Below are 14,281 nucleotides of genomic sequence, written 5' to 3'. Positions count from 1 at the left end.
GCTCGCAGCGTCCCACGGCGACCCCACCGGTGGCATCCGCCCGTCGGTGGGGAAAGCCGAATGTCCCGTTCCGCGACGGCTGCGGCCCCCTGCTGCAGGAGGTACCTTCACAACATGGAAGACCTGCTGCAGCAGACCCTCGACAGCGCAGCCACCGAATCGGTCCTGGTACCCAGCACCAGCGCCGATGGGATGGTGTTCCTGCTGATCGCCACCCTGGGCTTGCTGATGGCCCTGGTCTATGTGCCGATCCGGCTGTTCCTCACCCTGACGGCCCGCAGCCGGCGCCTGCGCTTGCTGCAGCGCATCCGCAAGCTGCGGGAAGACCTCGCCCAGCCCCTGGCACCCGAATCCTGATCAGCGCATCACCATGCCGCCGTCCACCTGCAGCACCTGGCCGGTGATGTAGGCCGCCGCCGGATCGGCCGCCAGGAAACGCACCGCACCGGCGACCTCCCCAGGCTGGCCCATGCGGCCGAGGGGGATGGCCGCGAGGATCGGCTCCTTGTCCAGATCCTTGGTCATGTCGCTGTCGATGAAGCCGGGGGCCACCGCATTCACCGTGATGCCGCGGCTGGCGAATTCGGCGGCGGTGCTGCGGGTGAGGCCGATGACGCCGGCCTTGGCAGCGCTGTAGTTGGCCTGCCCCGGGTTGCCCATCAGGGCCACCACCGAGGTGATGTTGATGATGCGGCCGCGGCGGGCCTTGAGCATGCTGCGGCTGACAGCCCTGGTACAGAGAAACACCCCGGTCAGGTTGAGGTCGATGACGCTCTGCCAGTCGGCGGTCTTCATCCGCATCAGCAGGCCGTCACGGGTGATGCCGGCGTTGTTGACCAGTACATCGAGGCGCCCTTCCTTCTCCAGCACCGCTTTCACCATCGCCTCCACGGCCTGCTCGTCGGCCACATCCGCCTGGTGGCTCCAGGCCTGGCCGCCGGCCGCCCTGATCGTGGCCAGCACCGCTTCGGCCGCTTCGGGCGAGCGGGCGTAGTTGACCACCACCGTGGCTCCGGCCAGCGCCAGGGACTCGGCGATGGCCCGGCCGATCCCCCGGCTGGCTCCTGTCACCAAGGCAACCTGGCCGGAGAGGGGAGCGGCACTGGACATGGCGGCGGAGGCAGGGTGTGGCGATCGTATGTCTGTCGCCTCAGTCGGCCATCTGGTCGGAACTCTCGAGGGCCGGGCCGAGCACCTCGGCGAAGCGCTGCAGCTGTTCCTTGCTGCCCATCACCACCAGCAGCTGGCCGGCCTCCAGCCGGATGTCGCCGCCGGGGTTGGTGACCAGCGTGGCCTCCGGGGTGCCGTAGGTGGTCCCCCGGTAGGAGTAGGGATTGACCACCGCCGGGGCCGGGGTGCGGATGGCCAGCACCTGGGCGCCGCTGCGGCGGCCGAACTGGATCTCCGCCAGGCTGCGGCCCAGCAGCTCGCCCAAGCGGGAGCTGTCGTCGCTGAGCTGGAATTCCTCCACCTCGCAGTCGGAGCCGGCCAGCAGCTCCATGAAGTCGACGGCCAGCGGCCGCAGGGCGGTGGCGGCCATCACCCGGCCCCCCGCCACATAGGGGCTCACCACCTGGTCGGCGCCGGCCAGGCGCAGCTTGCGTCCCGCTTCGGCGCTGTCGGAGCGGGCGATCAGGCGGCAGCGGGGGGCCAGCCCCCGGGCGCTCAGTACCACGTAGAGGTTGGCCGCATTGTTGGGAAGGGCCGCCACCAGGCTGCGGCACTGATGGATGCCCGCCTCCAGGAGGGTCTCATCGAGGGTGGCGTCGGCGAAAAGCACCGGCAGTCCCCGCTCCTCCGCCTCATCGCGGCAGCCCGCGTCCATCTCCACCACCAGCAGCGGCACCTTCTCCCGGATCAGCTGATCGGCGATCTCCTTACCGATGCGGCCGTAGCCGCAGAGAATCACGTGGTTGTTCATGCTTTGGACCCAGGTGCGGAATCGGCGCTCCCGCAGGCGCCGGAAGTAGCCGGTTTCGGAGAGGCCCACCAGGTTCTGGACGGTGAGCTGGACCACCACGAGCCCTCCGGCGATGGAGAACACGGTGATGATCCGCCCGGCGGTGGAGAGGGGGTGGACCTCGCCATAGCCGATGGTGGCGATGGTGATGGCCACCATCCAGTAGCAATCGCCCCAGTCCCAGCCTTCGGTGATCCGATAGCCGATCGCGCTGGCGTTGACCACCACGAGCAGGGCGATCAGGGGGGTGACCCAGGGCCGGCGTGCCCTGGCCGAGGGGGGACGCTTCCTGCGGGAGAACCACAGGCGACTCATGGGCGCCGCTCAGCCCAGGCCGAGGGCCTGGAGCACGTCGCTGGAGGGGAGCTCACGCAGGTGGCCGGGGCAACCCAGCCCTTGTACTCCGCTGCGGGCCGGCAGGCTGTCGCTGCTGCGACCCAGGGCCACCACCGGGGTGCCGCTGAGCAGGGCCAGTTCGATGGTGACCGGATCGCTGGCCAGCACCACGTCACTGGCGGCGACCAGGGCGGCCCGGGCGCTCAGGTGGGCCGGAGACTCCGGCGGCACCTGCAGCGAGCGCAGGCCGGGGAGGGTGGCGGCGATGCGGCCGGGCAGCTCCTGCCAGGCCGCGGCCGGCCAGTCGTCCGGGTCGCCGGAGGGGGCCAGCAGCAGCATCGGCCCGTCGCCGGCCGGCAACGTGGCGACCGCTTCGTCGAGGGCGCCCTTTGACAGGCTCAGGCGGAAGGCGGCGGCATCCAGGCTCACCCCGATTGGCCGCAGGTAGGCCTCCAGGGCCTGGGCTGGCCAGAGACTCTGGGGCACCTGCACCGTCTTGGTGGCAGAGAAGCCCCCGGCCGCCATGCGGTTGGGGATGTGACTCATCGAAAGCATCAGATCCACCTGACGGCCGCTGGCCAGGTTGATGCAGGCCTGAAAATCGGGCTCCCGCACGCATCCGAGCAGGTTGGCCCAGTCGGCCAGGGTGGCGCCATCGAAGTTGAAGGGAAGCACCTTCTCCACCGCCGGCAGCAGTTTCCAGAGGGTGATCAGTGACGGATGGCAGGCCACCTGAATCTGGAAGTGGAGTTGCTCGGCGATGGCCGCCACAGCGGGGAGCGCCTGCAACTGGCTGGCGCCATCGCCCGGAATCAGAAACAGTGCGCGCATCGGGCGTTGGGTCGGGCGGGCCTGGCGGCCTGATTGTATGGAGGGGATTCCAGTGTTCCGCCCGGGCGGGCCATCGCTTGTGCATTTGCTGATCGCCGCCGCCGGCAGCGGGCGCCGCATGGGCGCCGCCTCCAACAAGCTGCTGCTCCCCCTGGCCGGCCGCCCGGTCCTGGCCTGGACCCTCGATGCCGCCCTGGCCTGCGGGGCGATCCGCTGGATCGGGGTGATGGGCCGGCCGGAGGATGAGGCGGCGATCGGGGCGATCCTGGCCGCCGCCGAGCCCCGCCGCTGCCTGGCCGAACCGGTGGCCTGGATCGTCGGCGGCGACACCCGCCAGGACTCGGTGCGGCGTGGCCTGGAGGCCCTGCCCGCCGATGCCGAAGCGGTGCTGATCCACGATGGCGCCCGCTGCCTGGCGGAACCGGAGCTGCTGGAGCGTTGTGCCACGGCCCTGAGGCAGGCCATGGCCGAAGGGGCCGGCATCATCGCCGCCACCCCCGTCACCGACACCATCAAGCAGGTGGATGGCGGCGGCTTGATCACCGCCACCCCCGAACGCAGCGGCCTCTGGGCGGCCCAGACGCCCCAGGGCTTCGGCGTGGCCCAGCTGCGGGAGGCCCACGGGCGGGCCGAGCGTGAGGGTTGGAGCGTCACCGACGATGCGGCGCTCTACGAGCGGCTGGGGCTGCCGGTGCGGGTGCTGGAGGCGCCCCCCTCGAACATCAAACTCACCACCCGCTTCGATCTCACCATCGCCAGCGCGGTGCTGGCGGCCCGCGGCGCCTGAGACCGACCATGGACAGTGCCGACCAGCTTGAGACGATCGCCTGCCGCTGGCAGGGGGCCTTCCACAACCAACGCCAGGTGGCCGCCACCCTGGCCAGGGGCGGTCCGGTGGCTCCCGAGCTCACCCGGGAACTGCGAACCATGCTGGTGGAGCGGTTGGAGGCGGCCCAACTCGGTGCGGTGGTGCTCTATTTCCAGGAGTCCCGCGCCAGCGCCCCGCAGCTGGCCCACCGCCAGCGGGTGGTGGTTCTGGGGGTGGACCCGCTGCGCGGGGCGGTGCGGGCCGAGCAGCTGTTCTTCCGCGGTGGGCCCACCTACGACCGCCCAGCCTTGGACGCGACCTGGGTGCAGACCCTGGGACCAGAGGCCTTCGATCGCCATCCGGGCTGCGATCTGTTCTTCGAGGCGGAGCCGGCCCTCGACCGTTTCCGCGCCCGCATGGATCCCGGCGCCTGCCGCTACCGGCATCCGCAGGACGGTGAGGTCTGCGCTGAGTTCGAGATGCTGCTCCATCCCGACCAGCTCTGGTACCGGGACCGCAGCCTGCGCCTGGCCGACGGCTCGGTGCGGGGCGAGGTCGACGGCTTCAGCTGGCTGCTGTTCGACCGGGTGGACGGTGCCATCGGGGCCGACCTGCCGGCGCTGATGCGGCAGCAGGGTCTAGGGGGGTGAGTCAGCCGCTGAAGGATGGTCAGCTGATCGGCCCACGGCCTTAACCGATGACGCTCAGCCGGCCCCGGTCGCCGTCGATCCGGGCGTGCACCCCCAGGGGCAGGGCGGCATTGACGCGGCCGTGGCCCACCGGCAGACCGGCCAGCACGGGGATACCCAGATCGGCGGTCCGCTCCCGCAGCACCTGCTCCAGGCTGAAGTGGGGCGTGTCGCCGCCGGTGTCCTGGGGGTCGTCGCAAGCCTCGAAGCTGCCGAAGCCGAGGCCCCTCAGTCGCTGCAGGGCGCCGCAGAGGCGCCAGTGGGTGAGCATCCGGTCGATCCGGTAGGGCGCTTCCCCCACGTCTTCGAGGATCAGGATCGCCCCGTCCAGGTCCGGCAGATGCGGGGTGCCCAGCAGGTGGGTCGCCACCGTGAGGTTGGCGGCCAGCAACGGGCCTTCGGCCTGGCCGCCTTCCCAGCTCTCCCCCTCCAGGTCGCCGAGGGGCTCGCCGAACAGCAGGGCCCGCAGCCGCTCCTGGCTCCAGGCCGGCTCGGCCGCCAGGGTGGTCAGCAGGGGGCCGTGGATGGCGCCGCCCCGGCCCATCGCCAGCCGGTGCCACAGCAGGGAGGTGACATCGGAGAACCCCAGCAGCCAGCCGCCTGCCGCCTCCAGGGGGCGCTCCAGCAACCGGGCCGACCCCCAGCCACCCCGCACGCAGGCCAGCAGCGCCGGGGGCACCCCAGGGTCGTCGCTGGTGGGCAGCAGATCACCGGCGCGCTCGGCGTCGCGGCCCGCCAGGTAGCCCCAGCGGCGCGCTGGCAGCCGGGTGGGATCGCCATCCAGCTCCAGGCCCCAGCTGGCCAGCACCGCCAGCCCCGCCTCCAGCCGTTCCAGATCGGCCAGGGCGGAGCTGGCGGCCACCAGCCTCACCCGGTCGCCGGGTTGGAGGGGCGGTGGTTGGCGGGCTGGTGGTCCGGCGGCCATGGCGAATCAGGCGCTGGTGGAGAGGATCACGGCCAGCAGCAGCAGACCACCGAGCCACACCTGGACAGCGAAATGCCGGCCGTAGGCGCTGCGGGGCAGATCGGGGCGACGCAGCCGGGCCGCCTGCTGCTGCATGGCCAGGGCGGCGGCGGTCCAGGGCAGCCAGAACGGCAGACCCGCCCGCCCCTGCAACAGCACCGCCAGGGCCAGGGCCGCACAGGTGAGCCCGTAGCAGAGGGCTACGGCCACGGGGGCCTGGGCCCCCAGGCTCAGGGCACTGCTGCGCACCCCGAGGCGCCGATCGTCGTCCCGGTCGCTCATGGCGTAAACGGTGTCGAAGCCGAAGGTCCAGCTCACCGCCGCCAGCCAGGTGAGCAACAGGGGCCAACCGCCCAGGGAGCCCTGCAGGCCTCCCTGGGCGGCCGCCCAGGGAATCAGCACGGCGAAGCCCCAGCACAGGGCCAGCACCAGCTGGGGATAGGCGAACCAGCGCTTGGCGGAGGGGTAGAGCAGCACCAGGGGCAACGTCGCCAGGGCCAGGCCCACGCACAGCCCCCGGTTGGCGGCGGGCAGGGCCAGCAAGGCCGCCAGGGCCACCACCAGGCAGAGCAGCAGCAGGACCGCCGCGGTGCCCACCCCGAGGCGGCCATCGGCCAGGGGCCGGTGGCGGGTGCGCTCCACCAGGGGATCGATGCGCCGGTCCCAGAGGTCGTTGGCCACGCAGCCGGCGCCGCTCACCGCCAGGCCCCCCAGCACGATCCAGCCCACCAGCAGGGCCGGAGGCGGCACGACAGGACCGAGCCACAGGCCCCAGCCGGCGGGGATCAGAAGGATGAGCCTGCCGCTGGGCTTGTGCCAGCGCAGCAGCTCCAGCCAGGCCTGGGCGCGGCCTGGGGCCATCGGAACGTTCACCGCTTGCAACGGTTGTATGGCCGCACCCTATCCAACTCCTGATGGCGGCGTTCCCGTGCACTGTGGGGAAGTGGCGCCCAGTGGCAAAGTGGCGCCGCCGCTGCCCGGGCCCACTCCCATGCCCCCGATCCCCGATCCGGCGTCAGCCGCGTTGGCTTCGGTCCCCGCCACGTCCGGCACCGCGGAACGGCGAGTGGCGGCCATCGACATCGGCACCAATTCCATCCATCTGCTGGTCGCGGCGATCGATCCGGTTCTGGGCAGTTTCTCGGTGGTGCTGGCGGAAAAATCCACCACCCGCCTTGGGGAAAGGGACCCCGATTCCGGCGACCTCACCCCTGAGGCGATCGAGCGCGCCTTCCTGACCCTGCGCCACTGCCGGGACCTGGCCACCAGCCATGGGGTGGAGCAGATCGTCACCGCTGCCACCAGCGCCGTGCGGGAGGCGCCGAACGGCCGCTCGTTCCTGCAGGGGCTCCAGGACCAGCTGGGACTGGCGGTGGATCTGGTGAGCGGGCCGGAGGAGGCCCGACTGATCTACCTGGGGGTGCTTTCGGGCCTCTCCTTCGGCGATCAGCCCTACTTCATCCTCGACATCGGCGGCGGCTCCACAGAGCTGGTGCTGGCCGATGGCCGCGATGCCCGCGCCCTCACCAGCACCCGCATCGGAGCGGTGCGCCTGCAGCGGGAGTTCTGCCGGGAGGACCCCCTGACGCCGGCCCGCCGCGGTTTCCTCGAGGCCTACATCCAGGGGGCGATGGATCCGGCCGTCGCCGAGGTGAAACGGGAACTGCGGCCGGGGGAGAAGCCGGTGCTGGTGGCCACCAGCGGTACGGCCATGGCGATGGCGGCCCTGGCCTCCGCCCAGGACCCCAACCCGCCCCTGAAGCTCGACGGCTACCGCCTGGGCCGGGCCCGTCTCGATGGGATTGTCGAGCGGCTGGTGGGGATGACCCCGGAGCAGCGCCGCGCCCTCACCGCGATCAACGAACGCCGGGCCGAGATCATCGTCCCCGGCGCCCTGATCCTCCAGACCACCATGGAGATCCTTCATGTCAGGGAGCTGGTGGTCTGTGAACGGGCCCTGCGGGAGGGACTGATCGTCGACTGGATGCTGCGCAACGGCCTGCTCGTCGATCGCTTCAGCTTCCAGAGCACCATTCGCCGCCGCACGGTTCTGCACCTGGCCCGCACCTACGGAGTGGACACGGTCCGGGCCGATCGGGTGGCCAGCCATGCCCTCAGCCTCTACGACCAGACCCGGGGCCTGCTGCACGATGACGATGGCGACGGCCGCGCCCTGCTGTGGGCGGCGGCCCAGCTGCACGCCTGCGGCAAGCATGTGAACATCGCCGCTTACCACAAGCACACCTGGTACCTGATCCGCCATGGGGAGCTGCTTGGTTATTCCGAATCTGAGCACCTGATGGTGGCGGCGATCGCCCGCTACCACCGACGCAGCCTGCCCAAGAAGCGCCACGAGTCGTGGCAGCTGATCGAGGCCGGGCAGCACCGCCACAGCGTGTTCACGATGGCGCTGCTGCTGCGGCTGGCGGCTGCCCTCGACCGCAGGCCCGCCCCCGGAATCGAGGCGATCAGCGTCTCTGCGGACGCCGAGCGGACCGCTCAGTCCCGTGGCTTCACCATCAGCCTGCTGGCCAGCGCCCCACAGCCCGGTGAGCCCCCCCAGGATCTGGGCCTCGAGGAGTGGAGCCTGCGCTCCTGCGCTGATCTGGTGCTGGAAGCCACGGGCCTGAGGCTCACGGTGCGGCAGGTGTCGCCGTGAACGTGCGCCACGCCACCTGATCGATCCGCCCCAGGGACCGGGGGCCCTCGCTGCCGTCGGTGGCGGTCACCAGGTCCGGCCGGCCGGCCAGCACCTTGAGGCCCTGTCCCAAGGGGAAACGCTTCTCGCCGGTGAAGGTGCCGCGGAACAGGGTGACCCCGTTGGCGTTGTGGACCTTCAGCCAGCTGGGCTGATTGCTCTGCAGCACCAGGGCCTGGTTCGGAGACGTGCTCAGGCCCTGGGTCGTGTTCTGGTTGGTGGCTGCGGCCGCTGATGGGGCCCTTGACGCCTGGGGGGAAAGATCTTCTCCTGCAGGGCGGCCACTGCGCCGGCGCCGGCCCCCAGCAGCAGCAGAGCCGCCCCTAGGCCGCCGAGGGGCCTGCCTTGGCTGGAGGGGGCGGTGGCGCTCCCTCGCAGGAGCGGCGTCACGGGAACCTGGCGCCGCTTGACGCGCATCAAGCGGCTCCCCTGCAGATCGCTGATCTGCTGGCTGACATCGATCCCAAGGGCGCCCGCGACGCGTTTGGCCTGGGCGACCACGAACACCGCTTCCGGCAGGTGTGCGTGGTCGCCCGCCTCGAGCGCCGTCAGCTGCTCGGTTCCCAGCCGCAGTCTGTTGGCCAGCTCCTCCAGGCTGAGGTTCTGGTCGCGGCGTGCCTTGCCGAGCGTTTCGCCCAGCTGGACGAGTTGCGGGATCGGTGCGCTCCAGTTCTCTGCGGCCATGGTTGCGGCAGGAGATTCGGGCAAGGGCAGGTACTCCTGAAGCGCTGCGTAGCCAGCAGTATGACGAGCGGTCTTGATGCCAACCAGCCCCCGTCGCGATGACGGTACTGGGCAGAAACAGGAATGAAGACATGGGCGATACTGGATTCGAACCAGTGACCCCTTCCGTGTGAAGGAAGTGCGCTACCGCTGTGCTAATCGCCCATCGTTGCTGTCGGCACCTCGGCATCGCCTGAAAGAGAAACTTTCTGCGGCAGGGGTTTCGACCAGGCCCAATGGCCTTGAACCCTCCTACACGGTCGCCGAACACACTGTCAAATCCCCTCAGCCGGCGCTGTCGCAGTCGGCTCTCACCCGCCGGAGGGCCGTGGGGTCGAACTCGATGCTGGCGGGGGCGTTGAACAGATCGGGCTGGAGCCGCCTGAGGGCCTGGGCGTCCCGGTCGAGCTGTCCTTGGGCGGCTGCGATGCGTTCGACGCGCTGCTGGCGCCACTGGGCTCGCTGGGCGGCCACCTGCTGTTCCCAGGCGCCGAGGGCGGCCTCGTAGCGGTCCCGGTCGAGCCGCTGGTCTTCGGGGCGATAACGGGATTCCTTGCCTGCATCCAGGGGATCGGGTGGCGCCTCACTGGGGCGGAAGGAGCTGTTCCGGGCTGCCGCCAGCTCCTGTTCTGCGTTGCGCAGGCTGGCCAGCAGGGTGTTGATTTGCCGTTGGCGGTTGCGGCAGCTCTCCAGGGCTGCCCTTCGGGCCGCGGCCGCCTGCTCGTCAGCCGCCTTCTCGGCCGCCAGGCTGGAATCGGAGCCAGGCAGGCAGCGGACGTAGCTGAGGGCTGCCATGGGGGGATTGCCGGCGGCGGCGCTGAGTTTGCGGCAGCGCTCCCGGCCGGCTTCGCTCACCCCGGTGAACTGACAGCCACCGCTCAGCAGGGTCACGCCCAGCAGCACCGGCAGGAGGCGCCGGTGCCGGCTACCACGGGAACTGGCCATCGCCCTCGGAACTCCGCTCAGAGGTACACGGCATCCATTCTCGCCGTCCTCCCGGCGCCGGGAGGTCCGCGGCGGCCGCCCTCAGTGGCGGCACCAGCACCCCCGTTTTCAGGCCGGCCGCCGCACCAGCCGGAAGGTCAGGTTGAGCCGGGCGGCGTCAACCTTCAGGCGTCGCGGCAGCCCGTGCTGCCAGTGCCGCTGGGTGGGTGGATCCATCAGCAGCAGATCCCCGTGCCCCAGTTCCACCGCCAGCGTGGGGGCCATGTCCCGCTGGCGGGAACGGAAGCGCAGGGTGCGGCTGGCCCCCAGACTGAGGGAGGCGATGCAGGCTTCCGGATCCAGCTCAGGCTCGTCATCGGCGTGCCAGCCCATGGCATCACGGCCGTTGCGGTAAAAATTCAGCAGCAGGGAATTGAACTCCTGGGCCGCAGCCGCAGCAACGCGCCGGCGGATGGCGCTGATGAGCGGTGTCCAGGGTTCGATGGCGTTCTCCAGCCCGGAGTAGCGGTAGCCGCAGCCCGGATCCGCCATCCAGCAGGTGAGACGGGGCATCGCATGGCGATGGCCGTACACGGTGATGGACTCCTGTTTCCAGGGCACCTCCCGCTGCAACTGCTCCAGCCAGCCATCGGCTTCCGCCGCGCCCAACCATCCCCGCCAGTGGCGCAGGCAGGGCTGGCTGGACGGAGTCACTCGGCGCCGCCGCGGAACAGGTGGTTGTGGTTGGCGGAATAGAGCAGGGATCGGGCCTCCTCAGCCGCCCGCAGCGCCGGACTTACCACGTAGAGAGTGGTGCGGATCAGGTTCCGCTCGCGGCTGACCCGGGCCATGCTCTCCAGGGGCACCACCGTGAGCCACTGGTCGGGCCAGCTGACCCTGTAGCCGATCGCCACCGGCGTGTCCGCCGGGTAGTGCAGCAGCAGCTCGCTCTGCACCTCTTCCACGTGGCGGGCGCTGAGGTAGAGGCACAGGGAGGCCTGCAGGGCGGCGAGTCGGGCCAGGGATTCGCGCTCCGGTACGCCGGTGCGGCCACCGGCCCGGCTCAGCACGATGGTCTGCACGCGGCCGGGAATGGTCAGCTCGGCGCCGAGGGCGGCGGCGGTGGCCTGGTAGGCACTCAGGCCCGGCACCACCTCCACCGCCAGGCCGGCGTCGGCCAGCCGGCAGATCTGCTCCTGCAGGGCGCCGTACAGGCAGGGATCCCCGTCGTGGAGGCGCACCACCCGCCGTCCCTGCCTGGCCCGCTCGACCACCACGGCCATCACCTCCTCGAGGGTGAGCGTGCTGGTGCGGATCGTTTCGCACGCGCTGGGTGCCAGGGCAGCGATCTGGGGATTCACCAGGGAATCGGTCCAGACCAGCACCTCCGCGTCCTCAATGGCCCTGGCGGCCCTCAGGGTGAGCAGATCCGGGGCCCCGGGGCCCGCTCCGACGATCTGAACGGTGGCTGTCATGCGGTCAGGCCGGAGGGATCAGGGAGGGGACGTTTGAAGCGGTAAAGCCAGAGCAGACCTGCCCCACCAAGCGCGATGAGCAGCAGGCTCATCAGCTGGGCCATGCGCAGGCCACCGGCGCAGAAGGGCGGCTGGGAGAACAGGCAGAGGGGATCGAGCCGCAGCCCCTCGATCCAGAAGCGGCCGGCGCTGTAGGCCATCAGGTAGACGCAGCTCAGGGCTCCGGCCGGCAGCCGCAGCCGGCCCTGGCTGCCCAGGCGGAACAGGAGCAGCAGCAGGACGCAGACCGCCAGGTTCCAGAGGGACTCGTACAGAAAGGTGGGGTGAAAGGAGGCCTGCTCCAGGAACTGCGGCGGCCGGTTGGCCATCGGAATGGTCAGGGCCCAGGGGAGGTTGGTGGGCACACCGAAGGCCTCGGAGTTGAAGAAATTGCCCCAGCGGCCGATCGCCTGGCCCAGGGCCACGGCGGGAACGAGCACGTCGAGCAGGGGCCAGAAGGGCTGCCGGCGCCAGCGGCAGAAGAGCAGGGTGACCAGCGACCCCCCGATCAGGGCACCGTGGATGGCGATGCCCCCCCGCCAGATGGCGAAGACATCGAACCAGTTGTTGTGGAACTGGCGCCACTCCAGCGCGACGTAATAGAGGCGGGCGCCGACCACGGCACCGAGCACCATCAGCGGCAGGAGATCGGCGATCAGGGCGGGCTCGATGCCCCTGATGCGGCCCAGGCGGGTGGCCAGGAGCAGGCCCAGCAGCACCGCCAGGGCAATCAGCAGGCCGTACCAGCGCACAGAAACGGGACCCAGCTGAAAGATCAGGGGTCCCGGGGAGGTGAAGAGGCCGAAAAGAACGCTCAGAAGCCCTCCGCCGCCTGGACCTTCTCGACCTGGCGCTTCTTGAGCACCAGCATGATCTGGGCCAGGGCCACGGCGGCGAAGAAGGCCAGCAGCCCGTAAATGCGCACGGGGTTCTGGAGCACCACTTCGGCATCGATCTGACCGAAGCCACCGACGTTGGGATCGTTGGTGATCGGGGCACCGGCCTCCACCACATCGCCCACGGCCACGGTCAGGCTGGGTCCGGCGGGCACGGTCTCGGTGACGGCGCCGCTGGCCCCGGTGATCTCCACCACGGTGGCGCCGTTCTCACCGGCGCTGATGGCGCTGACCGTGCCGGCCGCGGGTGCGGTGTAGACGGTGTTGTTGGTCTTCTCTCCTTCCGGGGTCACCTGGCCGCGGCCACGGTTGGCTCCCACGTGCACCTGGTACTTGCCGAAGTGGATGGCGCTGTCGGTGGACGGATCGGGGGACAGGATCGGGAAGACGATCTCCTGGTGCTGGTCACCGGGGAGAGGGCCCACCAGAAGAATGTTGGGTTGGTCGTCGCTGTACTGGGTGAAGTAGACGCCGGCCGTTTCTTCCTTGAGCTCGTCGCTGAGCCGATCCTGGGGCGCCAGGGTGAAGCCATCGGGGAGCATCACCACAGCGCCCACGTTCAGACCGGCGGGGCTGCCGTTGCCCGACACCTGCTGCACCGAGGTGTCGTAGGGGATTTCCACCACCGCCTTGAAGACCGTGTCGGGGAAGACCGCCTGGGGCACTTCCACCCGGGTGGCCTTCTTGGCCAGGTGGCAGTTGGCGCAAACGATCTTGCCGGTGGCTTCACGCGGCGAGGCGTAGTTCTGCTGGGCCCAGAAGGGGTACGCCCAGCTGGGGCTGGCTCCCAGGAGCAGCGCGCCCACCGAAAGGCTGAGGGTGAGGAGGGTGCCGAACAGGGGGGAGAGGAAGCGGCGCATGGGGTGCAGGTGGCGGGCGTCGGAGAGGGAAGCGGGGGAGAAAGATTCAGGCGCCGATCACGCCCACCAGGCCTTCTCGCCGGTGCGGAAGTCGGTTTCGGTCCACGGGCTGAGGAACACGTTGTCGTTCTCGACGCTGACGTGGGCCAGGGCCAGGGAGAGGGGAGCGGGTCCGCGCACCACCTTGCCGGCGGCGTCGTACTGGCTGCCGTGGCAGGGGCAGATGAACCGGTTGGCGCCGCTGTTCCAGGGCACCACACAGCCCAGGTGGGTGCAGATGGCGTTGATGCCGTAGTCGCCGATGGCCTCGCCACCCTCCACCAGCAGATAGGTGGGATCGCCCTTGAGACCCTGCACCAGGCTGCGGTCGCCTTCCTTGTGGGTGGCCAGCCAGCCGGTGGCGGTGACGCTGTTGCCCAGCTCGTCCTTGGCGGTGACGCCGCCACCGCTACCCGCGGCCTTCGGCGGGATGAAGTAGTTCACCACCGGGTAGAGGGCACCCAGGGCCACCCCAGTGACGGAACCGAAGGTCAGCAGGTTCATGAACTGCCGGCGGCCCATCCCGGGCACATCAGCCGCTCCACCGCCGTTTGAGGAGGCCGCAGGAATCTGGGTCATAGGAAACGGCGCGGTGTGACCGATTGACGTGGCGCCCATTATGAACCTTGCCCTTCCCGGCCCGGGTCCGAGTCGCACCCGCCGATGGCTGGCTGCAACATGCTGTTGTGGAGTGCAACCTGCCGCCATGACCTCAGCTGAGCCGCTTCGCCGGGAGGAACTGCTGGCGTTGCTGCGGACCCGCTGGCAGGCCACCTATGACCTGCAGCTGGTCCAGCGTCGCGGCCGCCTGTATCTGCATGTGATGTGGGGCTACCTGGAGCAGCAGTCTTTCCCTCTCAGCCCCGAGGCCTTCGAGGAGCACCTCGAGGAGCTGGTTGGCTCCCTCAATGGCCTCGGCGTGGCCGCCCAGGTGCGCCACTGGCTCCAGACCACCACGGACAAGCCCCGCCTGGGCAAGGCCCTCTCCCTGCCCCTGGAGCTGCCGGCGGGCCGCGCCAGCGAGTTCATGCTCTGAGCC

At 70.3% G+C, this 14,281-nt stretch carries 18 protein-coding genes and 1 tRNA gene; 5 read left to right on the top strand and 14 right to left on the bottom strand.

The window, feature by feature from the left end:
* Positions 1 to 114: 114 nt before the first annotated feature.
* The gene (locus tag KBZ33_RS04210) at positions 115 to 357 is read left to right on the top strand and encodes a hypothetical protein (protein WP_254951147.1); all 243 of its coding nucleotides are present in this window, start codon (positions 115 to 117) and stop codon (positions 355 to 357) included.
* Here the strand turns inward: KBZ33_RS04210 and fabG are convergent, their stop codons facing one another.
* From fabG to KBZ33_RS04195, 3 genes are read right to left on the bottom strand one after another with little or no spacing between them, the layout of a single operon-like run.
* On the bottom strand, positions 358 to 1,110 hold the full coding sequence (gene fabG / locus KBZ33_RS04205) for a 3-oxoacyl-[acyl-carrier-protein] reductase (protein ID WP_254951005.1): 753 nt from the start codon (positions 1,108 to 1,110) through the stop codon (positions 358 to 360).
* 40 nt (positions 1,111 to 1,150) lie between these two features.
* Complete coding sequence (locus KBZ33_RS04200; RefSeq protein WP_254951007.1) at positions 1,151 to 2,275, bottom strand: TrkA family potassium uptake protein; 1,125 nt, start codon at positions 2,273 to 2,275, stop codon at positions 1,151 to 1,153.
* A 9-nt stretch (positions 2,276 to 2,284) separates the two neighbouring features.
* Positions 2,285 to 3,127 carry a glycosyltransferase family 9 protein gene (locus KBZ33_RS04195; RefSeq protein WP_254951009.1) on the bottom strand — a complete coding sequence of 281 codons (843 nt, stop codon included), beginning with the start codon at positions 3,125 to 3,127 and terminating at the stop codon, positions 2,285 to 2,287.
* 37 nt (positions 3,128 to 3,164) lie between these two features.
* Here KBZ33_RS04195 and ispD point away from each other — a divergent pair, with 37 nt between their 5' ends.
* On the top strand, positions 3,165 to 3,914 hold the full coding sequence (gene ispD, locus KBZ33_RS04190) for a 2-C-methyl-D-erythritol 4-phosphate cytidylyltransferase (protein ID WP_254951010.1): 750 nt from the start codon (positions 3,165 to 3,167) through the stop codon (positions 3,912 to 3,914).
* An 8-nt stretch (positions 3,915 to 3,922) separates the two neighbouring features.
* The gene (locus KBZ33_RS04185) at positions 3,923 to 4,585 is read left to right on the top strand and encodes a CpcT/CpeT family chromophore lyase (protein ID WP_254951012.1); all 663 of its coding nucleotides are present in this window, start codon (positions 3,923 to 3,925) and stop codon (positions 4,583 to 4,585) included.
* 40 nt (positions 4,586 to 4,625) lie between these two features.
* On the opposite strand, the gene KBZ33_RS04180 is transcribed toward KBZ33_RS04185, so the two are convergent.
* Both KBZ33_RS04180 and KBZ33_RS04175 read right to left on the bottom strand, forming a co-directional pair.
* The gene (locus tag KBZ33_RS04180) at positions 4,626 to 5,549 is read right to left on the bottom strand and encodes an LD-carboxypeptidase (protein WP_254951014.1); all 924 of its coding nucleotides are present in this window, start codon (positions 5,547 to 5,549) and stop codon (positions 4,626 to 4,628) included.
* A gap of 6 nt (positions 5,550 to 5,555) precedes the next feature.
* Positions 5,556 to 6,449, bottom strand: coding sequence for a 4-hydroxybenzoate polyprenyltransferase (locus KBZ33_RS04175; RefSeq protein ID WP_254951015.1), 894 nt, complete (start codon positions 6,447 to 6,449; stop codon positions 5,556 to 5,558).
* Between the two features lie 130 nt (positions 6,450 to 6,579).
* Between KBZ33_RS04175 and KBZ33_RS04170 the strand changes: the two genes are divergently transcribed.
* Positions 6,580 to 8,247 carry a Ppx/GppA phosphatase family protein gene (locus tag KBZ33_RS04170; protein WP_254951017.1) on the top strand — a complete coding sequence of 556 codons (1,668 nt, stop codon included), beginning with the start codon at positions 6,580 to 6,582 and terminating at the stop codon, positions 8,245 to 8,247.
* On the opposite strand, the gene KBZ33_RS04165 is transcribed toward KBZ33_RS04170, so the two are convergent.
* The 9 genes from KBZ33_RS04165 to petC form a co-directional block, all read right to left on the bottom strand.
* Positions 8,222 to 8,455 carry a hypothetical protein gene (locus KBZ33_RS04165; RefSeq protein WP_254951019.1) on the bottom strand — a complete coding sequence of 78 codons (234 nt, stop codon included), beginning with the start codon at positions 8,453 to 8,455 and terminating at the stop codon, positions 8,222 to 8,224. The two genes, KBZ33_RS04170 and KBZ33_RS04165, sit on opposite strands and share 26 nt — an antisense overlap.
* A gap of 23 nt (positions 8,456 to 8,478) precedes the next feature.
* Positions 8,479 to 8,970 carry a RodZ family helix-turn-helix domain-containing protein gene (locus KBZ33_RS04160; protein ID WP_254951021.1) on the bottom strand — a complete coding sequence of 164 codons (492 nt, stop codon included), beginning with the start codon at positions 8,968 to 8,970 and terminating at the stop codon, positions 8,479 to 8,481.
* 132 nt (positions 8,971 to 9,102) lie between these two features.
* Positions 9,103 to 9,174 (bottom strand) — tRNA-Val (locus KBZ33_RS04155).
* 120 nt (positions 9,175 to 9,294) lie between these two features.
* Positions 9,295 to 9,954, bottom strand: a complete 660-nt coding sequence (locus tag KBZ33_RS04150) for a hypothetical protein (RefSeq protein WP_254951023.1) — start codon at positions 9,952 to 9,954, stop codon at positions 9,295 to 9,297.
* A gap of 108 nt (positions 9,955 to 10,062) precedes the next feature.
* A complete protein-coding gene (locus KBZ33_RS04145) occupies positions 10,063 to 10,647 on the bottom strand; it encodes an alpha-ketoglutarate-dependent dioxygenase AlkB (RefSeq protein ID WP_254951025.1) in 585 nt (194 codons plus the stop codon).
* Entirely contained in the window at positions 10,644 to 11,408 is a 765-nt protein-coding gene (gene cobM, locus KBZ33_RS04140; protein WP_254951027.1) for a precorrin-4 C(11)-methyltransferase, read from the bottom strand. Before cobM ends, KBZ33_RS04145 begins: the two co-directional genes overlap by 4 nt.
* Complete coding sequence (gene lgt / locus KBZ33_RS04135) at positions 11,405 to 12,226, bottom strand: prolipoprotein diacylglyceryl transferase (RefSeq protein WP_396107939.1); 822 nt, start codon at positions 12,224 to 12,226, stop codon at positions 11,405 to 11,407. The genes cobM and lgt overlap by 4 nt, the downstream gene beginning before the upstream one ends.
* Before the next feature lie 35 nt (positions 12,227 to 12,261).
* A complete protein-coding gene (gene petA, locus KBZ33_RS04130; protein WP_254951028.1) occupies positions 12,262 to 13,203 on the bottom strand; it encodes a cytochrome f in 942 nt (313 codons plus the stop codon).
* A 57-nt stretch (positions 13,204 to 13,260) separates the two neighbouring features.
* Complete coding sequence (petC, locus tag KBZ33_RS04125) at positions 13,261 to 13,821, bottom strand: cytochrome b6-f complex iron-sulfur subunit (RefSeq protein WP_254951030.1); 561 nt, start codon at positions 13,819 to 13,821, stop codon at positions 13,261 to 13,263.
* A 127-nt stretch (positions 13,822 to 13,948) separates the two neighbouring features.
* On the opposite strand from petC, the gene KBZ33_RS04120 reads away from it, so the two are divergent.
* Entirely contained in the window at positions 13,949 to 14,278 is a 330-nt protein-coding gene (locus tag KBZ33_RS04120) for a DUF3067 family protein (RefSeq protein WP_254951032.1), read from the top strand.
* Positions 14,279 to 14,281: the final 3 nt, after the last annotated feature.

This window comes from Cyanobium sp. Cruz-8D1, assembly GCF_024345975.1.
Lineage (GTDB): Bacteria > Cyanobacteriota > Cyanobacteriia > PCC-6307 > Cyanobiaceae > Cyanobium.
Note: the sequence above shows the minus strand (reverse complement) of the source record. Positions and strands in the feature narration are given on the sequence as shown.